We start from the raw sequence: 21,300 nt of genomic DNA on the forward strand, positions 1-21,300 counted from the left end.
GAGTCCCGCTTCCCGTCGGCGGACTCGCTCACCGATCCGCATTCCGTGAACGCGCCGTCCGACCCGCAGCCCGCGGCAGCGCCCTCACCGTCCAGGTCGTCCTCGGACACCGCGTCCGGGTCCCGGCCGGTGGCCTCCATCAGCTCGTCGGTGGCGTCGTAGACCTCGTCGCGCTGCTCCTCGTACGCCGCGACGTTGCGCTGGTGCGCCTTCTTGCTGACGGTGCCGTCCGAGACCTTCTTCTCCTCGGCCTCGAGCTCCTTCTCCCGGTCGGACAGCTCCTGGTGGCCGTCGACGACCTCGTCGACCAGCTCGGCCCGCTCCTGCGACAGCTCCGACCGGTCCGCCTCGTACTCCTGCTCCAGCTTCTCGTGCTCGGCGGCCTGCTTGTCGTACTCGGCCTTCGTCGCCTTGCCCGACGCGACGTCCTTCTTGGTCTTCTCGAGCTTCTTCTCGCTCTCGTCGACGTCGATCCGGCCCTCGAGCACCCGCTCGGTCCGTTCCTCCGAGTCGTCGTACTCCCGTTCGGAGTCCTCGTCGTCCCGGTCCTCGCCGGCGCAGTCCCCGTCGGCGCAGTCCTCGTCGCTCTCCTCGTCGTTCCGCGACTCCCGCAGCGCCATCGTCGTGACCTGTTCCGACGGCGGGCCGCGCGGATCGGCCGTCGAGCGCTGCCCGGAGCGCACCTTCCCGGACGTGCCGGCACCCGTGACCGGATCGCCTTCCTGCGCCGAAGCCGGCCGCGCGCGATGCGATGCCTCATCCGCCGCTCGATCGTCGTCAGCGGACACTCGTGCGACCTTCCGGGCCGCCTCGACGACGCGCTTGCCGTCCTCCGCCGACTCGCCCGCCCGTTCCACGGCGTGCTCGGCGCGGTCGAGAGCCTCGTCGACCAGGTCGTCCACCGCGCGGGCGACGTCCTCGTCCCCGTCGGCGACCTTGCGCGCCACATCGCCGGCACGCTTCACGAACCGCCGCACCTCGTCCCGCCCGGTGCCGCGCGGGTCGCTGGTCATCGCGTCGCTCGTGTCGTCACGGCGATCCCGGGCTCGGTGACGCTCCTCGCCGTCGGTCACCTCACGCGGCAGCGTGCGCTCGGCCCTGTCCTCCACCGAGTCGCGGTCGGCGCCGCGATCCCGATCGCGGCCCCCCCGAGCGATCTCCGTCCGACGCTCGTCCTTCTCACGGGTCGCAGTGCGCGCCCGCTCGTCGCCGTCCTCGGCGTCCGCGGTCCCGTCTGCTGAATCGGCGCGGCTGCCGCGCCCGGGATCCCCGCGACGGAGGTCCGGCGCCTGCTCCCGCTCACGCGAGCGGCCGCGCTCCAACTCGTCGGGTCCGGCGCCGCGCTCGGTCTCCTCGCCGGCGCCGCCGGTCCCCTCGCCGTCGGCGGGGCCGGGGTCCCGCGCCTGCCGGCGGTCGCCCTTGCGGCCGCGCTCCTGCCCCTCGGACCGGTCACCCGAATCGCCGTCCTCGGCGCCCGCCCGACGGGCGGCCGCACCGGCATCGCCGTCCCGGTCGGTGTAGTCGGAGCCGGAGTCCCGCGCCTGCTCGCGATCACGTGAGCGGCTGCGCTCCTGCTCCTCGGGCCCATCGCCCGCGTCGCGGTTCTCGCGGGCACGCTCCGACCCGCGCCCGCGGTCTTCGCCGTTCCCGGAGTCCTCCTCGCTCACCCGATCCCGCCGCTCGCGGTCGTCGCGGGATCGCTCGCCCCGACCGCGGTCCTCCTCATCGCGCCGGCGCTCGGACCGTCCCTCGCCCGAGGAGGCGTCCTCGTCCCGCTCGTCGGAACGGAGTTCGTCCCTCGCCCGTTCCCGGGACTCCTTCTTCTCCGTCTTCTTCTCGGACTTCTCGTCCGTCTTCTTCTCGGACTTCCCGTCCGTCTTCTTCTCGGACTTCTCGTCCGTCTTCTTCTCGGACTTCTCGTCCGTCTTCTTCTCGGACTTCTCGCCCGTCTTCTTCTCGGACTTCCCGCCCGACTTCTTCTCGGACTTCTCGCCCGACTTCTTCTCGGACTTCTTGTCGGACTTCTCTTCCTTCTTGTCGTCCGACTTCTCTTCCTTCCCGCCACCGGAAGATTTCGAGCCCCCGGAGTCGGAGTCTCCGTCGCCCCCTTCGGCGGGCCTGATGCCACCTCCCTTCGCCAGACCCTGGACGGCCGCGACCCGAACCACGGGAATCGTCACCGCCGCGGCGGCCGGGGCGGCCGCGAGGAACGCCCCTCCGAACCACAGCACCACGATCGCGCCTGCGAGCGTGATCGCCCACCGCGCCACCCGCCACATGCGGTCGGCCAGCGAGAGCTTCAACACGACGACGTCAGCACGCGGGGCGAGGCCGACGGCCTCACCTGCACATGCTGACACCTGACCCATGACCGAAGCTCCAGAAGGCTCGCCGCTGCACGCGGACCAGAGGAAGGAAGAACCGAACCGGTTCGCGGCCACCGCGAACCATCACGTCGGGCGGTGACACAGGGCTCCCACAGCGCGTCGCGCTCGAGGCAAGCGACCCGCGGGGCCCGGCCCTGCGCCGCACCCGTTCGCACCACCCGCTCGGGCCCACCCGTCGCGACAACGTCAGCGACCGGCGACACCTGGGGTGTGCACGGATGATGTTGGAGGCCGCGACGTACAGCGGCTGATCAACCAGTCGTCGAGCAGGCGACCGATAGGTGAACAATCGGTGTGCCGCCCGGACAGGTCACGGGCGACCGCACATGGACAGCGAAATGGTGTGAGGGGCGAGAGCTCGAGCGCACGCGCAGACCTCGTTGCAGAACCCGGTCGCGATCGCATTCCGGAAGTTCTCGTACGTCATCTCGCCGCCCGCGCCACTTCCGTAGGTCAACGGGGATTCGCGCCCGGACCAGGACGACACGGAGGTGACCACTGCGGGTCTCGGGCCCCGAAATGACAGCAAGGCCACCTTCATGCCACGTGATGACATGAAGGTGGCCTTGCTGACACTCCTGGCGAGCGTCAGCCGCGGCGCGCGCGGCGGATCAGGAAGATGACCAGCAGGAGCAGTCCGCCCGCCGCCACCGGGGCGAGGCGCTTGAGCACCGGGGCGCCCGCGGTGTCGAGCAGGTCGATCGCGTCGACCTCGCTGCGCAGCGGGCCGGCCGCCTTCGGCGCGGACGAGAGCGACTGGCCCTTCGCGGCGGCCGCGGCGTCGGGCGAGCCGTGGCCGTTCGTGTTGCCGCTCGCGGCGGGCGCGGCGACCGACCCCGGGGTCGGCGCCGGTGCCGACACGCCCGCGGCGCTCGGCGTCACGGGCGTGGGCGACGGCGAGGCCGGGGCGGGCGGTGCCACCTCCTCGGAGCCTGCCTCCTCGGCCTCCGGCGCGAGCTTGCTGGCCACGCAGGCCGAGAACTGGCCGATGATCTTGTCGGCGACGTCGGAGATGACGCCGCGGCCGAACTGGGCGGGCCGGCCGGTGATGGTCATGTCGGTGACCATCGTGACGGCGGTGCGGTTCGGTCCGTCGGCCACCATCGTGCCGGTGACGGTGGCGTTCGCGGTGCCGTTGCCGCGGGAGTCACGCCCGCTCGCCTCGATGACGACCTTGTGGTTGGCGTCGTCGCGCGTGACGTAGGTGCCCTTGCCCTTGTAGGTGAGCGAGATCGGTCCGAGCTTCACCTTGACCGTGCCGGTGAACGAGTCGCCCTCGTACTCCTGCAGGGTTGCGCCCGGGAAGCAGGGAGCCACGGTCTCCGGCGTGTTCAGCGCCTCCCACGCCTTGTCGATCGGCGCTTCGATCGTGAACTTGTTCTCCAACTGCATGAGTCAGTCTCCTCCACAAAGCCGCAGGACGCCTGCCCCGGATGACCAGAGCAGGCGTCCTGCGGAACGAGCGTCAGCCTGCAGCCGCCAGGACCGCGCGGCCCGTGAGCACCTTGGCCAGATGTTCACGGTAGTCGGCAGCGGCATCCGCGTCACTCGGTGCGGCGGTGCCCTCGGTGACCCGTTCGGCTGCCGCGCGCACCGCCTCGGCATTGGCAGGTTGCCCAACGAGGGCCTCTTCGACACCGGTTGCGCGGATCGGCGTGCTGCCCATGTTGGTGAGCCCGACCCTCGCCTCCGCGATCGAACCGCCCTCAACGCGGACGGCGGCCGCGATCGCGACCATCGACCAGGCCTGCGCGGTGCGGTTGAACTTCTCGTAGTGGCTGCCCCACCCGGTGTACTTCGGGAACCGGATCTCGGTGAGGATCTCGCCCTCGCCGAGCGCTGTGGTGAAGTAGTCGACGAAGAAATCGCTCGCCGCCACCGTGCGGCGCCCGGACTGTCCGGCGATCGTCATCTCGGCCTCGAGCGCGAGCGCGACGCCACCGAGGTCGCCCGCCGGGTCGGCGTGGGCGAGCGAGCCGCCGAGCGTGCCGCGGTGGCGCACCTGGCTGTCGGCCACGGTCTCGGTGGCCTGCGCGAGCAGCGCGACGTGCTGCTGCACCGACTCGTCGCGGATGACGTCGTAGTACGACGTCATGGCACCGATCGCCACCCGGTCGCCCTCGTCGCGGATCCCGCGCAGCTCGGAGATGCCGGCGAGGTCCACGAGGAGGGTCGGTGCGGCGAGCCGCAGCCGCAGCACCGGGAGCAGGCTCTGCCCGCCCGCGAGGATCTTCGCGTCGTCGCCTGCCTCCTGCAGCGCCTGGATTGCCTCGTCGACCGACGACGGCTTGACGTAGTCGAACTGGGCGGGGATCACTGGACCTCTCCCTGTGGGTTGTTCGGGTCGATCGAGCCGAGGCCGGCGCCCGGCGAGTGGGTGTCGACCGGGGTCTCCTGCGTGGAACGACCCTGCGCCTCCTGGATGGCCCGCCACACGCGCTGCGCCGTGCACGGCATCTCGACCTGCGTGACGCCGAGGTGGCGCACCGCGTCGATCACGCCGTTCACGATCGCCGGGGTGGAGGCGATCGTGCCGGCCTCACCCACGCCCTTGACGCCGAGCGGGTTGCTCGTGGCCGGGGTCTCGGTGCGGTCGGTGATGAAGCTGGGCAGGTCGGCGGCGGACGGCAGCGTGTAGTCCACGAAGGTGCCGTTCACGAGCGTGCCCTGCTCGTCGTAGGTGGCCTCCTCGAACAGGGCCTGGGCGATGCCCTGCGCGAGCCCGCCGTGCACCTGGCCCTCGACGATCAATGGGTTCACCACGGCGCCGATGTCGTCGACGCAGACGTACTTGCGGATCGAGACCCTGCCGGTCTCGGTGTCGACCTCCACGGCGGCGAGGTGCGTGCCGTGCGGGAACGAGAAGTTCTCGGGGTCGAACGTGTACTCCGAGTCGAGCGACGGCTCTATGCCCTCCGGGAAGTTGTGCGAGGTGAACGTCGCATATGCGACGTCCTGGATCGTGACGCCCTTCTCGGTGCCACGCACCCCGAACCGGCCGCGGTTGAACTCGAGGTCGCTCTCGTCGGCCTCCAGCAGGTGCGCCGCCACCTTCTTGGCCTTCTCGATCACCCTGTCGGCGCACTTGACGACGGCCGTGCCGCCCACCGGGAGGGACCGGGAGCCGTAGGTGTCCAGGCCCTTGGGCGAGACCTGGGTGTCGCCGTGCAGCACCTCGATGTCCTCGAACGGCACGCCGAGGCGGTCGGCGACGATCTGGCTCCACGCCGTCTCGTGCCCCTGGCCGTGCGCCGACGAGCCGGTGACCACCTCGACCTTCCCGGTGGCGAGCATCCGGATCGCCGCGTGCTCCCAGCCGCCCGCGCCCGCGCCGAGCGCGCCGAGCAGCCGCGACGGCGCGAGCCCGCACATCTCGGTGAACGTCGAGATGCCGATGCCGAGCTGCACCGGGTCGCCCGAGCGCTGCCGCTCCTCCTGCTCCTGGCGCATGCCGGCGTAGTCGAACAGCTCCATCGCCTTCTGCGTGGCGGCCTCGTAGTTGCCGGAGTCGTAGGTCAGGCCGCCCGCGTTGGTGTACGGGAACTCGTCGTGCTTGATCCAGTTCTGCTCGCGCAGCTCCATGGGGTCGCGCCCGAGCTCGACGGCCAGCTCGTCCATGATCCGCTCGACGGCGAAAGTGACCTCCGGCCGTCCCGCGCCGCGGTAGGCGTCGGTCGGGGTCTTGTTCGTGAAGACGTCGGTCGCCACGAACATGTACGAGGGCACCTTGTAGACCGCCGGGCCGATGAACGCGCCGAACACCGGGATGGCCGGGGTGAACAGGCCGAAGTAGGCGCCCATGTCGGCCATGATCTCGAGCTTCAGGGCGGTCAGCGTGCCGTCCTTCTTCGCGGCGACCGTGACGTCCTGGATCTGGTCGCGGCCGTGGTGGCCCGACACCAGTGACTCCGAGCGGGTCTCGGTCCACTTCACCGGCTTCGCCAGCCGGCGGGACACGAGCACGGAGAGGATCTCCTCGGGGATCAGCTGCAGCTTGCCGCCGAACCCACCGCCGACGTCCGGAGCGACGACGCGGATCTTGTGCTCGGGCAGCCCCAGCGTCACGCCGAGCATCGTGCGCACGATGTGCGGGATCTGGGTGGAGGACCAGATGGTGAGCTGCTCACCGGTCGGGTCGACGACCACGGACCGCGGCTCCATGAAGGCCGGGATGAGCCGCTGCTGGCGCCAGCGGCGCTTCACGACCACGGAGTCGGGGTCTGACTCGGCGGCGGCGATCGCGTCGTCGGCGGACTGACCGCTGGTGGTGCCCGCCGCGACCGAGTCGAAGGGGAAGGTGACCCACTTGTTGCCACCCAGGTCCGGGTGGATCACGGGGGCGGCGTCGGTGAGCGCGGTCTCCATGTCGAGGACCGGGTCGATCGGGTCGATGTCGACCTCGACGGCGTCGACGGCGTCCTGGGCGGAGGCGGCGTCGCGCGCCACGACGACGGCGACGATCTCACCGGCGAACCGCACCGTGTCGACGGCGATCGAGACGTGCCGCGGGGGCGTGGCATCGGCGTTGATCGGCCATGCGCACGGGATGCCCGACTGCTCGGCGTCCAGGTCGGCCCCGGTGTAGACGGCCACGACGCCGGGCATCCGGCGGGCGGCCTCGGTTTCGATGCTCGCGATGCGGCCGTGCGCGACGGGGCTGCGCACCATCGCGACGTGCAGCATCCCGTTGAGGGTGATGTTGTCGGTCCAGCGGGTGCGCCCGGTGATCAGCCGCGCGTCCTCCTTGCGGACGCGGGGGCGGCCCAGCTCGTTCGTGGTGGGTTCGGCGGTCGTCGTCATCTCACTGCCCTCCCCCGACGGGGGTGGGCGTGTCGACGGGCGCGGTGGCGCTGGGCTTCATAGCCTGCGCGGCGCTCTGCACGGCCCGGACGATGTTCTGGTATCCGGTGCAGCGGCAGAGGTTGCCCTCGAGGCCCTCGCGGATCGCGTGCTCGTCCGGGTCGGGGTTGTCGCCGAGCAGGTCGACCGCCTGCATGATCATCCCGGGGGTGCAGTACCCGCACTGCAGCGCGTGACACTCGTTGAACGCCTTCTGAACGGGGTGCAGCTCGCCGTCGCGGGCGAGCCCTTCGATCGTCGTGATCTCCGCCCCGTCGGCCTGCACCGCGAGCACCGAACACGACTTCACGCTCTGCCCGTTCAGGTGCACCGTGCAGGCACCGCAGTTGCTGGTGTCGCAGCCGACGACCGTGCCGGTCTTCCCCAGGCGCTCCCTCAGGTAATACACCAACAGCATGCGGGGTTCGACGTCGTCGACGTACTCCACGCCGTCGACGGTGACCCGAACCTGTGCCATGAGACCTCTCCTCACCACGAGCGCGGTGCCGCCCATCGGGCCGCACTGGACGCACCGGGCGCAGCCGAGCCACGCCCGGGTGCCGCACACGACGTTGTGGCGGCGCCCACAATCAGACCGCCGATCATTCGGGCATGCAAGGGTGACGATCCGCGCTCGGCGGCGTGACCCCGCTCGGACCACAACGGCGCAGCGACTACTCCGCAAAAGCGGGCCAGAACGCGACGGAGGACCGCATCCGCGGGACACCATCTGGATCAGGATCACCTGTCCGGACCAATCCCGACGGGGCGGTGAAGATCACTCGCTGGGGGACTCCGGGTCGACCTGCACGGTCTCCTGCGGCGTGCCCGGGCGGTTGGGCACGAGGTCCTCGGGGTCCGGTGCGTCGGGGTCGGCGTTCGGGCTGCCCTCCGGCGGGTGCATCTCCGGCATACCGGCGGGGTTGACCACGTCGTCCTGCCGCTTCTCGTCCGTCATCGTCGACGCTCCTCGGTCGGGACCCGGGATTTCCCCCTCCCGCCCACCGTCAACCGCGGTTCCGACCGGGCGGAGGGGGGCGGTCGTGCGGTTGCGGATGGCGCCCCACCACAGGCCACCGCCGTAGGCGAGGTCGTCGAGCCTGCGGGCGAGGAGGTAGCCGGGCAGGCCGGGGCGGGCCGGGTCGTGGCGCTTGCGCCACCAGTCGAGAACCCCTTCGGCCACCGCCACCACGACGACGGTGCGGCGGGCCTGGCGGGACACCAGTGCCGCGACCAGCGACAGCGGCCAGTAGTGACGGGTGACGGCGTCGGCCGTCTGCTGGACCGTGCCGACGGCGCCGAGCCCGATCAGCTCGGCCGCGACGCGCCGCGGCTGCCGCACCGGCAGCTTGCGCGCGAGCTGCTCGGCGGCCCCGGCCGCCACGGCGAGAGCAGCGAGCACCGACCACGGCCGTCCTCGCAGCAGCAGCACCATCACCGCGGCGGACCACGTGTTGAGCACCATCGGCGGTACCGACCCGGGATGGCGCAGCGACAGCGGTGCCGCACCCGTGCCGTAGTACGCCTTGCGCAGCCACCAGGCGCCCAGGCTCGTCCGGTGGTCGTGCGCCACCCGGGACGCCGGCTCGTAGCGCAGGCGCCAGCCCGCCTCGTGGAGCCGCAGCACGAGGTCGACGTCCTCCGCCACGTGCATCCGCTCGTCGAAACCGGCGCCGACGGCCTCCCGGCGCACCACCATCGCGGCGCTCGGCACGTAGGCCACGCGGCTCTTCGGCACCACGAGCGCAGGCTCGGCGCCGAGGTCGAGCGACGAGCGCACCGACTCGTAGCCGCCCAGCCAGCCGTGCCCGGCCAGCGCGACGATGCGCGGTGCGGCAAGTGCAACCGCCGGGTCGGCGAAGCGGGCGAGCAGCGGGTCCAGCCAGCCCGGCCGGGGCACGACGTCGGAGTCGAGGAACGCGACGAGCGGGGTGGGCGCAGCCGCGAGGCCGGCGTTGCGGGCCGCGGCCGGGCCCCTCGCCTCCGGGTGACGCAGGAGCACCGCGCCCGCCCGTTCGGCGACGCCCCGGATGCTCGCGGGGTCCTCGGAACCGTCGTCGACGACGATCGTCGCGCCCAGATCGGCGGGCAGTGCCGCGAGCAGCCGGGCCAGCCCTTCGACCCGGTCCTTCACCGGCACGACGACCGTGACGTCCGATGCGGGCGGGACCGCGGCAGGAGGCTCGGCGACCGGGTGCGCGATGCCGGCGTCGAGCAGCGTGCGTGCGAGCTTCGCCGACGTCGGGTCGCAGACCTCGAGCGCGCCGTCGCGCAGCCGGGCCGCCGCGGACTCCGAGAGGCGGAGCATCCGCGGTGGGGCGCCGCCGAACAGGACCGTGCCGTCGTCGACCACGATCGCGTGCCGGTCGAGCTCGATCCGCATCCCGTCGGGCAGCGCGTCCTCCACGCTCCGAGCGTAGGCGGCGATCACCCGGTGGGCGCCCCTCCCCGCGAGTCGCGGTCTGGGTGTACGCGAGTCGCGCTGGGAAGCTCGTGGGGTGACCGCGCCTCTGCTGCCCGAGTACGGACGCCGCTCGCTCGCCGAGGTCATGCCGGCGCTGCTGGCGGCGCTCGGCGTGCCCGGGCCGGCACCGGCGCTGGCCGTTCCGCCGGTGCGCGCGGCGGTGCTGCTGCTCGTGGACGGCCTGGGCAGCGAGCTGCTGCGCCGGTACGCCGACGACGCGCCGTTCCTGGCGAACCTGCCCGACCTGGGGCCCCTCACCGCGGGCTTCCCGTCCAGCACGTCGATCAGCCTGGCGTCGATCGGCACCGGGGTGCCGCCGGGTGCGCACGGCCTGCTCGGGCTCGCGCTGCGCACCGGAGGCGAGCTCCTCGACACCCTGCGCTGGACGGCCCAGGGCAGCCGCCTCGACCTGCGTGACCGGCTGGTGCCGGAGGAGGTCCAGCCGGTGCCCACGGCGCTGGAGAGAGCCGCGGCCGCCGGCGTCGCGGTCACCGTGGTGTCGCTGAGCGAGTTCGAGGGTTCCGGGCTCACCAGGGCGACCTTGCGCGGGGGCCGCTTCCAGGGCACGTACGCGCTGGGCGACCTGGCGGCGGGCGTCCTCGCCGCGAGCACGAGCCCCGGCCGGCAGCTCTGCTACGGCTACCACCGCGACCTCGACGCGCTGGGCCACCTGTACGGCCCCGGGTCGCTGCCGTGGCGGCTGCAGCTCGCCCAGGTCGACCGGCTCGTCGAGCTCGTGGCCGACCGGCTGCCGCCCGACGCGGTGCTCGCGGTCACCGGCGACCACGGCATGGTCGCGGTCGACCGCCGCTACGACGTGGACACCGACCGCGTGCTGTCCGGCGGCGTGGCGCAGGTGTCCGGTGACCCGCGGGCGCGGCACGTGCACGTCGTGCCGGGCGCACTCGACGACGTGCTCGCCGCCTGGACGGACGTGCTGGGCGACGGGGCGTGGGTCGTGCCCGGCGAGCAGGCGGTGGCCGACGGCTGGTTCGGCCTGCCGGTTGCACCGCACGCCCGCGACCGCATCGGCGACGTCGTGGTCGCAGCGCGCGGGGGCACGGCCGTGATCCGGTCGCGGGCGGAGCGGTTCATCTCGCGGATGCCGGGGCAGCACGGCTCGCTCACCCCCGACGAGCAGCTCGTCCCGCTCCTGCTCGCCCCACCGCACCCGAGAGGGTGAAGTCCGGAGACTCGCCGGAGCGTCAACCTCAGATGTTCCTCAATTCTGTGGCAGCGCGTTCCACGATGCCCCCACCCTGGTTTCACCTGCTGAATTGGGGGATCGCGATGGAGCTCGTCGTCGAGGTCGAGCTGAGCCTGCGTGACCGGGCCATTCTGCGCGCGGTGGCGCGCGGACCGGCCGAGCTCGTATGGGGCTCGGAGCCCGATCTCTACATCGACGGTCGCTTCTGCTGCGACCAGAGCGCCGTGCACCGGCTCGTGCGGGCGGGGCTGATCGCCCCCGCCGCCGAGGGCGCCGTCGGCGAGCGCCTGCCGGCGGTGATCACCACGGCCGGCCGCCTGGAGCTCGTGGGCTGATCCCCCTCCGCCGGCGGCGGCGGTAGCGTCCCCGCTCGTGAGCAAGCCGTCCGCCCGGCAGGAGCGGATCCTCGCGATCCTGCGGTCCCGCGGGCCGGCCCGGGTGGCCGAGCTGGCCCGCGAGTTCGACGTCTCCCCGATCACGCTGCGCCGCGACGTCGAGGAGCTCGCCCGCAGGGAGCACGTCGTGCGGGGGCACGGCGTCGTCCGGTTGCCGTCGAGCCGTCGGACCGACCGTTCGACCGGCGTCGTCGTGGTGATGGCCCCGCCGCGCAGCGCGTACCTGGCCCAGATCGTCAAGGGTGCGCAGCAGGCCGTGGAGGAGCTGGGGCTGCGCTGGCGGGTGGAGGACATCGGCGATCGGGAGATGGTCGGTTCCGCCGTGCGGCGCGGCGCGGCCGTGAGCGGCGCGCTCGGCACGTTGGTCTTCCCGCGCTGGCGCACCGTCGCCGCGGTCGAGGCCGAGGGGGACGAACCGGCCCCGGGCTCGCCGGCCGTGCTCGTGGAGCGGTTCGCGCCGGCGGGCAGCGCGCTCGCCGAGCTGGACGCGGTGCGCACCGATCACTCGCACGGCGTGTTGCTCGCGCTCCGCCACCTGCGCGAGCGCGGGCACACCCGCATCCTGCTCGTCGCGCGCAACGACAGCCCGACCGCTCGAACGATCAGGGCCGCGTTCGTGGCGCAGCTCCCCGGGCTCGGCCTACCGCTGCTCACCGAGCCGCTCCTCAGTGCAGCGGGCGCGGATCCGGACCCGGGCACTCCGGTGCCGCACGTGCCGGCGGTGGTACGGGAGACCGGCGCAACCGCCCTGCTCGCGCACAGCGACGTCGACGCGCTGAACCTGGTGCAGCAGCTGCACGGGGCCGGCCTGGACGTCCCGGACGACGTGTCCGTCGTCGCCTACGACGACGTGGTCGCGGGCCTCGGCGGGCTCGAGCTGACGACCGTGGCCCCGCCGAAGCGGGAGATCGGCCGCGAGGCGGTCGCGCTGCTGCTCGACCGCGTCGAACGCGGCGGGCCGGTGCGGCACGTCGAGCTGCTGCCCGGTCTGGTGGACCGAGGATCGACCTGTCCCCGGGACTGATCGTTCGATCATTTAGATCGTATGGTCTTGACAAGGATCGAACCGTGCTTCACGGTGGCCCGGGAAAGCGCTCTCTCGACGACGAGGAGTACGTCCGTGTCCCACCGATTCCGAGCGCTCGGTTGCGCCGTCGCCGCAGCGACCGTGCTCGCCGCGTGTGCAGGCCCCGCGCCCGACGACCCGGGCGGCGGCCCCACCGTGATCACGTTCTGGTCGTCGCTGCGGGGCACGCAGGCGGTCGTCGACGCCTTCAACGCCACCCACACCGACATCCAGGTGGACCTCGACATGACGCCGTCGGGCGCCGCGGGGACCAACGCCAAGCTCACCAACGCGACGCGGGCGGGCAACGCCCCCGACGTCGCCACCGCGGACTACGTCTCGCTCCCCGCCTTCGCGATCGACGGGGCGTTCCTCGACCTGACCGACCGCGTCGACGACGGGTTCCGCGCGAAGCTGCTGCCGCAGGCGTGGGACCAGGTCACGTTCGACGGGCACGTCTACGCCGTGCCGATCGACATCGAGCCGCAGGTCCTGTTCTACCGGCGCGACCTGTTCGAGCAGCACGGGATCGCGGTGCCGCGCACGTGGGCGGAGTTCGAGCAGGCCGCGCGCGACCTCAAGGCCGCGGCTCCCGACACGCGGCTCTCGACGTTCTTCACCAGCAGCGCCGCGCACCTCGCCGGTCTCTCCATGCAGGTGGGCGGCCAGTGGTTCTCCACAGCCGGCGGCCACTGGAGCCTCGACTTCACCGACCCCGGCACGATGCGCGTGGCCGAGTACTGGCAGCGACTGGTCGACGAGGACCTCGTGAACGTGGCCCCGATCAACAGCCAGCAATGGCAGGCGGGGATCAACAACGGGACGATCGCCACCTACGTCAACGGGGCGTGGGCCGCGGCGGCGCTGATGCGGTCGAACCCGGGCGGCGCCGGGAAGTGGGCGGTGGCGCCGCTGCCGCAGTGGGACCCCGCGCGGCCCGCGGTCGGCGTGACGGGCGGCTCCGTCTTCGGGATCACCGTCGACAGCGAGCACCCGGACGAGGCCATGGAGTTCCTGCGCTGGATGGTGACCGACCCCGAGGCGTTCGAGGCACGCCTGTCCAGCGGCACCAGCAGCATGTTCCCGGCCGCCCCGGATCTCATCGGCGTGGCCGACGAGGGGTTCGACCGCTCCTACTTCGGCGGGCAGGACATCTACGCGCTGTTCCGCCGCGAGGCCGCCACGGTGCCCGAGGGCTGGGTGTGGGGTCCGCGGATGACCGCGACCAACAAGATCATCGAGGAGGGCCTGGCCCGCGTCACCTACGGCGACACGGTCGCCGAGGCCCTCGAACGGGGCCAGGAGGAGTCGTTGCCCGACATGCGAGCACTCGGACTGGCGGTGGACGAGCGATGACCGCGACGATCGAGACCCCGCCCGTCGCAACGCAGGCGGCGAAGCAGTGTAGGCGTCCGAGCGAGACCCGAGTGCCCGGCCAGCAGCGGGCGGTCGTGGTGCTGCTCGCCCCGTTCGCCGCGCTCTGCCTGGGCGTGTTCGTCGTCCCGGCCGCCTACGCGATCTACCTGAGCGTCTTCTCGCAGCTGCACTCCGGGCTGGGCTTCGGCAACGGGCGCACGGTGTTCGTCGGGCTCCACAACTTCGTCGTGGTGCTCACCGACCCGAGCTTCCTGCGCAGCATCGGGGTGACGCTCGCCTACATCGTGCTGTTCATCCCGATCCTCGTGGTCGGCTCCCTGGCGTTCGCGCTGCTGCTCGACTCCGGCTTGGCCAGGGCGCGCCAGTTCGCGCAGACGGCGCTCTTCCTGCCGCACGCCGTGCCCGGCATCATCGCCGCGATCATCTGGCTCTACCTCTACACCCCGGGGATCAGCCCGGTGCTCGCCCTGCTGTACGACCTGAACATCCAGGTCGACCTGCTCGGCCAGACGCTGCTCATCCCGTCGATGGTCAACATCGCCCTCTGGGGCGGGCTCGGCTACAACACGGTGATCTTCTACACCGCGCTGCAGGCCGTGCCCCGTGAAGTCATGGAGGCCGCTGCGGTGGACGGCGCGGGCGCGGTGCGCACCGCGCTGCGGGTGAAGGTGCCCATGGTGCGGGCCTCGGTGGTGACCGTCGGCATGTTCACGCTGGTGGGCACGCTGCAGCTGTTCACGGAGCCGATGCTGCTCGCGCAGTCCACACCGCTGATCGGCAACCGCTTCACGCCGAACATGTACATCTTCGACGCGGCCTTCAACCGCAGCAACTACGGCCTCGCGTCCGCGGCGTCGGTGCTGCTGCTCGTCCTGTGCTGCCTCCTGTCCTACGCGGTGGCGCGCTACAGCTCCCGAGGAGCGAGGGCATGACGACGACCGAACTCGGAGGCCGCGTCCGGCGGGGCACACGCGCGGGCACGATCGCGACGAACGTCGTGATCGCCGCGGGCACGCTCTACGCCCTCCTGCCGCTGCTGTGGCTGCTGCTCGCCGCCACCAAGAACGCAGAGGCCCTGTTCAGCAGCAACCTGCTCGACGTGGCCAACTTCGACCTCGCCGGCAACATCGAGGCGCTGCTCGACGAGGACGACGGGCTCTTCCTGCGCTGGTACGCCAACAGCATCCTGTACGCGGTGATCGGGGCGGCCGTCGGCGCGCTGGTCAGCACCGCGGCCGGCTACGTCTTCGACAAGTACTCGTTCCGCGGGAAGAAGCAGCTCTACGCGCTCGTGCTGATCAGCGTGATGATCCCGGGCACGGTGCTGGCGCTGCCGATGTACCTCATCGCGTCCCGGCTCGAGCTCGCCAACACGATGTGGGCCGTCTTCCTCACGGTCCTGTTCAACCCCTTCGGCGTCTACCTCGCGCGGATCTTCGCCACCGGCTACGTGCCCGGGGAGGTGCTGGAGGCGGCTCGGGTGGACGGGGCGTCGGAGCTGCACATCTTCTTCCGCATCGGGCTGCGGATGCTCGGGCCGGGCTTCGTGACCGTGTTCCTGTTCCAGCTGACCTCGATCTGGAACAACTTCTTCCTGCCGCTCGTGATGCTGTCCGACGAGAAGCTGTATCCGCTCAGCCTCGGGCTCTACTCGTGGAACAGCCAGGCGACGATCACGCCGGAGTACTACCCGATCGTCATCGTCGGCTCGCTGCTCGCGCTGATCCCGCTCGTCGTGGCCTTCCTGATGCTGCAGCGGTACTGGCGGTCGGGCCTGACGGCCGGGAGCGTGAAGTAGTGGCACGCGCGGCCTTCGCGATGGCCACGAGGACGGCCAGCCAGCTGCTCCACCCGGCCGCGGTGGAACGGATCGCGGCCGCCGTCGACATCGACCCGGACGTCGTGCTCGACGGGTTCGACGGCGCCGACCTCGCGGACGTGGAGCTGCTGATCACCGGCTGGGGCTGCGCGCCGATCACCGCGGACGTCCTCGCCGCGGCGCCCCGGCTGCGGGCCGTCGTCCACACGGCCGGCACCGTGCGCCAGCACGTCACCGAGGAGTGCTGGGAACGGGGCATCGTGGTGAGCTCGGCGGCCGCGGCCAACGCCGTGCCGGTGGCCGAGTACGCCGTGGCGATGATCCTGCTCGCCGGCAAGCGGGTGCCCGAGATCGCGCGCCGGTTCCGCACCGAGCGCGTGCAGCAGGACTGGAACGCGCTCTTCCCGGAGTCGGGCAACTACCGGGCGACGGTCGGGCTGCTCGGGGCGTCGCTCATCGGGAGGCGGGTGGCCGACCTGCTGCGGCCGTTCGACCTCGACGTGCTCCTGCACGACCCGTACGCGGCCGACGCCGAGGTCCGGAGCCTCGGCGCGGAACCGGTCGGGCTGGACGAGCTGTTCGCCCGCGGCCGGGTGGTGTCGCTGCACGCGCCGCTCCTGCTCAGCACCCGGGGCATGGTCGACGGCCGGCTGCTCGCGCTCATGCGCGACGGCGCCACCCTGCTCAACACCGCGCGGGGCGGGCTCGTCGACCACGCCGCCCTGGAGCGCGAGGTGCTCTCCGGGCGGCTGCGCGCCGTGCTCGACGTGACCACCCCGGAGCCGCTGCCCGCCGACTCACCGCTCTGGGACTGCGACGGCGTGGTGCTCACCCCCCACGTCGCCGGCTCCAAGGGCAACGAGCTGCGCCGACTCGCCGACGCCGCGGCCGACGAGGTGGAGCGGTGGGCGGCCGGCCGCCCGTTCGCCCACCCGGTGCGCCGCGAGCTGCTGCCGCTGACCGCCTGAGAAGAGGAGACCCCCGATTCCCGCCGAGTACCACGACCTGAGCCCGGACACCGGCTGGACCCGCAAGCACTGGGTCACCGTCGCCGACGACCTGCTCGCCGCCGTCCAGCGCTACCGCTCGCCCCGGGGCGGGCGGATCGACCTGCCGGGCGCGCCGGCGAAGGCGGGCGTCGTCTCCGACGGGCTGGAGGGATTCGCCCGCACGTTCCTGCTCGCGGCGTTCCGCGCCGCCGGCGACGACGACGGCACCGTACTGGCTCCCTACCGCGAGGGCCTCGTGAGCGGGCCTGGGCCGGCGGGCCCCGACGCGTGGCCGCCCATCGGCTCGCACGGGCCGGGCGGGCAGCCGATGGTCGAGTCGGCGTCGGTGGCGCTCGGCCTGCTGGCCGCACGGCGCTGGACCTGGGACCTGCTCGACGACGGCGAGCAGGACCGGCTCGAGAACTGGCTGCGCGGAGCGCTGCGCAACGAGCCTGCGCCGAACAACTGGTACCTGTTCCCGATGACCGTGGCCGCCTTCCTCGACGAGGTCGGCCGCGGTGACGCCGAGACCGCCCGCGCCATCGACCGCGCGCTCGACCTGCTGGAGGTCTGGTACCGCGGCAACGGCTGGTACAGCGACGGCGACGGCCGCGCCTTCGACCACTACATCGGCTGGGCGATGCACCTCTACCCGGTGCTGGTCGCGCACCTGCGCGGCGACACCGCGCAGCTGGAGCGGCTCGGTCCCCGGCTGGAGGAGTTCCTCGGCTCGTTCGCCGCCACCTTCGACGTAAACGGCGCCCCGCTCCACCAGGGCCGCTCGCTCACCTACCGCACCGCGACCCTGTCGGCCGTGGCGCTGGGCGAGGTGGTCGGGTGGACGCCGCTGCGCCCCGGCCAGACCCGGCGGATCCTGTCGGCGGGCCTGCGCTACTTCCTCGACCGCGGCGCGCTCACCGACGGGATCTTCTCCCGCGGCTGGCACGGCCCGCACGCGGCCACGCTGCAGACCTACTCCGGGCCGGCGTCGCCGTACTGGGCGAGCAAGGGCTTCGTCGGGCTGCTGCTGCCGGAGTCGGCGCCGCTGTGGACGGCGGTCGAGGAGCCGCCGCCGTCGGCCGGGCCGGACCGCGCGATCGTCATCCCGTCGGTCGGCTGGCTGGTGCAGACCACCGAGGCGGACGGCATGGTCCGCGTGCACAACCACGGCAGCGACCACATCAACCCGTGGGACGCCGACGGCGGAGAGCCCGATCCGCTCTACGCCCGGCTCGCCTACTCCACCCGCACCGGGCCCACCGCCGTCCGCAACGCCGCCGACAACCACATCGCGCTGCACGTCCGCGGCCGGGAGAGCGTGCGGCGGCGGATCCACCCGATCGGCAGCGGGCCGGACTGGGTGGCCTCCTGGCACCAGCCGCAGTTCCCCGGCCCACCCGCCTTCCCCGGCGGCCCACCGGTCGCGGGCGGGCCGGTGCTCCCCCAGTGCCGGATCGAGAGCCTCGTCGTCGCGCGGGGCGCGTGGGAGGTGCACGTCCACCGGCTCCGTTCCGTGCCGGCCGGCATTCCCGTCACGGTGACGGGATGGGCGCTCGCCGCCGCGACCCCGCAGGACCTCGATCTGCAGGTCGACGGTGCCTCGGTCACCCTGCGGACGGGCGCGACGGCCGCCCGGCTCGTCGGCTGCCACGGCTTCGCCGCCGCCGAGGTCCAGCGGGCCCCGCAGGGCACGGCCTACGGGGCGTGGGCCCTGGTGCCCACCCTGCGGGGCACGGTGGTGCCCGGGGAGCTGCTGGTCACCGCGTCGACGCTCACCGGCGCGGCCGAGACCACCGCACCCGGGGTCACGGTGGAGGGCGGCGAGGTGTCGGTCGGCTGGACGGACGGCGCGCGCACGACGTGCACCTGGAGGGGTGCGATACCGGCGGTGGTGACAACGCCCTGACGGGCAGCGGCGCAGGTCGATGTCACGCAATGTGATCGCCTGTCCGCCGCGAAGCTCCAATCATCACCTTTTCGCGGACGACATGCCTCGTTGAACGAGGCGTAACACGGCGTCCGCAGGCTGGAGCCGCTCCTCCGCAACCTCGCTCCCTAGGTATGCCAATGCTGTACGGAACCGACGATCCCGATCCGGCCGACACGGTCAGCAGCGTGCTGCCCGGCTACCGCTTCCATTGCCCGGACATCGCCAGCGTGGATCTGCACCTCGCCGAGCGACGAGAGCACATGGGGCCTCGTTCGAACCTCACTCCCAGGTTCAGGGAGGCGGCGCGGCAGGACATCGACCGGCTGCTGGAACGTCGGCTGTACCTGATGATCGTTCACCTCGCCGATCCACTCGAGGACTCCGTCCCTCCGGCGCAGGCGGCCTGAGCGCCTACTCGTCAGGTCAGCCGGCCGGTCGGGTCGGCCCGCCACCGGGCGAGGCAGGTGCGGAGCGCGGCGGTCATCTCGGCCAGCAGTCGCTCGCCTTCCGGCGCGTTCGCACCGGTCGGGTCGCCCAGCACGCCGTTGGGACTCACCGCCGCCACGCCACCCGCGCGCAAGGCGGGGAGCAGCTCGGCGAGCGGCGCCGTCGCGCCCGGCTCGGCGGCGTCCATCCGGACCGAGCCGGGGTCGAGGGCGAGCAGGATCGACGTCTCGGTGCGCCCGGCGTGCGCATCCCCGCCCGCCGGGACGCACGGCCACCACGCTGCATCGCGGCCTTCGTGGCGCAGCTGCGCCACCGCGTCGGGGACGGTGGGGAGGTTGCCGCCGTGCCCGTTGACGAACACGAGCCGCGAGGCCCAGCGGCACGCGGAGCGGCCGAGCTCCACGAGGACCGCACGCAGCGCCTCGTGCCCGATCGACAGCGTGCCGGGGAAGCCCTCGTGCTCGCCGGAGGCCCCGTAGGCCAGGGGCGGGGCGACCAGCAGGGCGTCGCCGGAGGCGGCGGCCCGCCGAGCGACGGCGGCGGCGACGCGGGCGTCCGTGTCGAGCGGCAGGTGCGGCCCGTGCTGCTCCAGCGCTCCGAGCGGGACGAGCAGGGTGGCGGCGCGCACCTCGGGCCACACCCGATCACCGAGATTCATCCGACGAGCGGCGCGTTCGTCGGATGGGTTCCGACGAGCGGCACGTTCGTCGGATGGGTTCCGACGCCCATGCATGTCTGAGGGCTGTGCGCGCCGCAAAGCAAGCGCGCAGGCCTCAGTGGCACGACAGCGCCGTTCGTCAGGTTCCGACCCGCAGGCCGGCGAGCGGGTTCTCGTCGCATGCCCGGTCCGGGCGCATCCCGATCGAGACCGGGACGGGGCCGCGGGAGTTGCGGGGTGCCGACCGGGAGTGGTCGACATCCGACTTCGGGATCACCGTGTCGGCGCCACGAGCCGCGAGCGCCTGCTCGCCGAAGCCGCGCACGCACTCCGGGTCGGGTCCGTCGAGCGGGAGGCCGGTGAAGAACTTGGCAGCCATGCAGCCGCCCTGGCAGGAGTCGTAGAAGCCGCAGCTGCGGCACGCGCCGCCGGTTTGCGGCTGCCGGAGCTCGGCGAAGAGCTCCGAGCCGCGCCACACCCCCTGGAACCCGCCGGGCGAGCGGACGTTGCCCGCGAGGAAGTTCTCGTGGATCGCGAACGGGCACGCGTACACGTCGCCGACCGGGTCGATCAGGCAGACCACCCGCCCGGCCCCGCACAGGTTGAGCCCGGGCAGCGCCTCGCCGTAGGCGGAGAGGTGGAAGAACGAGTCGCCGGTGAGCACGTTCTCGCCGTGGGCGACCAGCCAGTCGTAGAGCTGCCGCTGCTGCGCGGCCGTGGGGTGCAGCTCGTCCCACACGTCGGCGCCCCGGCCGGACGGCCGCAGCCGGGTGATGCGCAGCTGCGCGCCGAACTTGTCCGCGATCGCCTTGAACTCGTCGAGCTGGTCGACGTTCTGCCGGGTCATGACCACGCTGATCTTGGGCTGCCCGAACCCCGCTGCGGCCAGGTTCTCCAGCGCCCGGATCGCGGTGGCGTACGAACCGGGGCCGCGCACGTGGTCGTTGACCTCGGGGGTGGCCCCGTCCAGCGAGATCTGGACGTCGACGTAGTCGGTGGCCGCGAGCTGCCTGGCCCGCGCTTCGTCGAGCTTGATCCCGTTGGTCGAGAACTTGACGCCGACGTCGTGGGTGACGGCGTAGTCGAGCAGCTCCCAGAAGTCCGAGCGGACGGTGGGCTCGCCGCCGCCGATGTTGACGTAGAAGACCTGCATCCGCTGCAGCTCGTCGATCACGGACTTCGCCTCGTCCGTGCTGAGCTCGCGCGGGTCGCGGCGCCCGGAGGACGACAGGCAGTGCACGCACGCCAGGTTGCAGGCGTAGGTGAGCTCCCAGGTGAGGCAGATCGGGGAGTTGAGGCCGTACTGGAAGTGGTCCACCAGTCTCATGGGCGCTCCTCGATGGTTCCGTTGGCGGCCAGGCCGGCGAGCGCCCGCAGGTAGGCGGGGCGCTGGGCCGTCTCGACGCCCGCGGCGTCGAGCGCGGAGTGCACGTCCGGGTGCCGTTCCAGCCCGGAGACGACCTCGACGAGCTGGGGGGTCTTCAGGAACGACAGCCTGCGGGTGCCGAAGTGGTAGACCAGCGCCCCGAACGGCTCGGGGCGCAGCGCCACCCGCGGGCTGCAGCGGTGCGGGCGCGCCGGGTCGAAGCCCGAGGCGTCCCCGGTCACGTCAGTAGACGCCGCACATGCCGTCGATGGAGACCTCCTCGACGAGGGTCTCCTCGACCACTGGCTCCTCGGCAGCAGCCTGGGATTCGCTGGTGGGCGACATGCGCATCCTCC

General features: G+C 72.4%; 19 protein-coding genes (1 of these 19 cut by a window edge). 9 read left to right on the forward strand and 10 right to left on the reverse strand.

Annotation, left to right across the window (positions count from 1 at the left end; translation table 11 throughout):
• The 6 genes from FB388_RS34305 to mftF all read right to left on the reverse strand — a co-directional run.
• Positions 1–2,369: the start of a preprotein translocase subunit SecA gene (locus tag FB388_RS34305; RefSeq protein WP_142106836.1), read on the reverse strand. The gene continues 24,922 nt to the left of window position 1, outside the view; 2,369 of the gene's 27,291 nt are visible here — the first part of the coding sequence; it begins with the start codon at positions 2,367–2,369; the stop codon falls past the left edge of the window.
• A gap of 606 nt (positions 2,370–2,975) precedes the next feature.
• Entirely contained in the window at positions 2,976–3,779 is an 804-nt protein-coding gene (locus FB388_RS34310; RefSeq protein ID WP_142106837.1) for an SRPBCC family protein, read from the reverse strand.
• A gap of 73 nt (positions 3,780–3,852) precedes the next feature.
• The gene (locus tag FB388_RS34315) at positions 3,853–4,704 is read right to left on the reverse strand and encodes an FAD binding domain-containing protein (RefSeq protein WP_142106838.1); all 852 of its coding nucleotides are present in this window, start codon (positions 4,702–4,704) and stop codon (positions 3,853–3,855) included.
• Entirely contained in the window at positions 4,701–7,187 is a 2,487-nt protein-coding gene (locus tag FB388_RS34320) for a xanthine dehydrogenase family protein molybdopterin-binding subunit (protein WP_142106839.1), read from the reverse strand. Before FB388_RS34320 ends, FB388_RS34315 begins: the two co-directional genes overlap by 4 nt.
• A gap of 1 nt (position 7,188) precedes the next feature.
• Positions 7,189–7,704, reverse strand: coding sequence for a (2Fe-2S)-binding protein (locus FB388_RS34325; protein WP_142106840.1), 516 nt, complete (start codon positions 7,702–7,704; stop codon positions 7,189–7,191).
• A gap of 300 nt (positions 7,705–8,004) precedes the next feature.
• A complete protein-coding gene (gene mftF, locus FB388_RS34330) occupies positions 8,005–9,633 on the reverse strand; it encodes a mycofactocin biosynthesis glycosyltransferase MftF (protein WP_246122683.1) in 1,629 nt (542 codons plus the stop codon).
• A 142-nt stretch (positions 9,634–9,775) separates the two neighbouring features.
• Between mftF and FB388_RS34335 the strand changes: the two genes are divergently transcribed.
• The 9 genes from FB388_RS34335 to FB388_RS34375 all read left to right on the forward strand — a co-directional run bounded on the left by FB388_RS34335 (position 9,776) and on the right by FB388_RS34375 (position 18,880).
• The gene (locus FB388_RS34335; protein ID WP_142107706.1) at positions 9,776–10,873 is read left to right on the forward strand and encodes an alkaline phosphatase family protein; all 1,098 of its coding nucleotides are present in this window, start codon (positions 9,776–9,778) and stop codon (positions 10,871–10,873) included.
• A gap of 107 nt (positions 10,874–10,980) precedes the next feature.
• Positions 10,981–11,232 carry a hypothetical protein gene (locus FB388_RS34340; RefSeq protein ID WP_142106842.1) on the forward strand — a complete coding sequence of 84 codons (252 nt, stop codon included), beginning with the start codon at positions 10,981–10,983 and terminating at the stop codon, positions 11,230–11,232.
• Positions 11,233–11,269: 37 nt separating this feature from the next.
• Positions 11,270–12,316: a substrate-binding domain-containing protein gene (locus FB388_RS34345; protein WP_142106843.1), complete on the forward strand. Its 1,047-nt coding sequence runs from the start codon at positions 11,270–11,272 to the stop codon at positions 12,314–12,316.
• A 96-nt stretch (positions 12,317–12,412) separates the two neighbouring features.
• A complete protein-coding gene (locus tag FB388_RS34350; RefSeq protein WP_246122684.1) occupies positions 12,413–13,714 on the forward strand; it encodes an ABC transporter substrate-binding protein in 1,302 nt (433 codons plus the stop codon).
• Entirely contained in the window at positions 13,711–14,667 is a 957-nt protein-coding gene (locus FB388_RS34355) for a carbohydrate ABC transporter permease (protein WP_142106845.1), read from the forward strand. The genes FB388_RS34350 and FB388_RS34355 overlap by 4 nt, the downstream gene beginning before the upstream one ends.
• Entirely contained in the window at positions 14,664–15,533 is an 870-nt protein-coding gene (locus FB388_RS34360) for a carbohydrate ABC transporter permease (protein ID WP_142106846.1), read from the forward strand. The genes FB388_RS34355 and FB388_RS34360 overlap by 4 nt, the downstream gene beginning before the upstream one ends.
• Positions 15,533–16,522: a hydroxyacid dehydrogenase gene (locus tag FB388_RS34365; RefSeq protein ID WP_246122685.1), complete on the forward strand. Its 990-nt coding sequence runs from the start codon at positions 15,533–15,535 to the stop codon at positions 16,520–16,522. Before FB388_RS34360 ends, FB388_RS34365 begins: the two co-directional genes overlap by 1 nt.
• Before the next feature lie 37 nt (positions 16,523–16,559).
• A complete protein-coding gene (locus tag FB388_RS34370; protein ID WP_246122861.1) occupies positions 16,560–18,449 on the forward strand; it encodes a DUF2264 domain-containing protein in 1,890 nt (629 codons plus the stop codon).
• Between the two features lie 209 nt (positions 18,450–18,658).
• Positions 18,659–18,880 carry a hypothetical protein gene (locus FB388_RS34375; RefSeq protein ID WP_142106848.1) on the forward strand — a complete coding sequence of 74 codons (222 nt, stop codon included), beginning with the start codon at positions 18,659–18,661 and terminating at the stop codon, positions 18,878–18,880.
• Positions 18,881–18,891: 11 nt separating this feature from the next.
• Here the strand turns inward: FB388_RS34375 and mftE are convergent, their stop codons facing one another.
• The 4 genes from mftE to mftA all read right to left on the reverse strand — a co-directional run bounded on the left by mftE (position 18,892) and on the right by mftA (position 21,289).
• Positions 18,892–19,578, reverse strand: a complete 687-nt coding sequence (gene mftE, locus FB388_RS34380) for a mycofactocin biosynthesis peptidyl-dipeptidase MftE (RefSeq protein WP_142106849.1) — start codon at positions 19,576–19,578, stop codon at positions 18,892–18,894.
• A 139-nt stretch (positions 19,579–19,717) separates the two neighbouring features.
• Positions 19,718–20,905 (reverse strand): mycofactocin radical SAM maturase, encoded by a 1,188-nt coding sequence (gene mftC, locus FB388_RS34385; protein WP_142106850.1) that lies wholly within the window; start codon positions 20,903–20,905, stop codon positions 19,718–19,720.
• Positions 20,902–21,186: a mycofactocin biosynthesis chaperone MftB gene (mftB, locus tag FB388_RS34390; protein WP_142106851.1), complete on the reverse strand. Its 285-nt coding sequence runs from the start codon at positions 21,184–21,186 to the stop codon at positions 20,902–20,904. Before mftB ends, mftC begins: the two co-directional genes overlap by 4 nt.
• 1 nt (position 21,187) lies before the next feature.
• Positions 21,188–21,289: a mycofactocin precursor MftA gene (gene mftA / locus FB388_RS34395; protein WP_075955157.1), complete on the reverse strand. Its 102-nt coding sequence runs from the start codon at positions 21,287–21,289 to the stop codon at positions 21,188–21,190.
• Positions 21,290–21,300: the final 11 nt, after the last annotated feature.

Source organism: Pseudonocardia cypriaca, assembly GCF_006717045.1.
Taxonomy (GTDB): Bacteria; Actinomycetota; Actinomycetes; order Mycobacteriales; family Pseudonocardiaceae; genus Pseudonocardia; species Pseudonocardia cypriaca.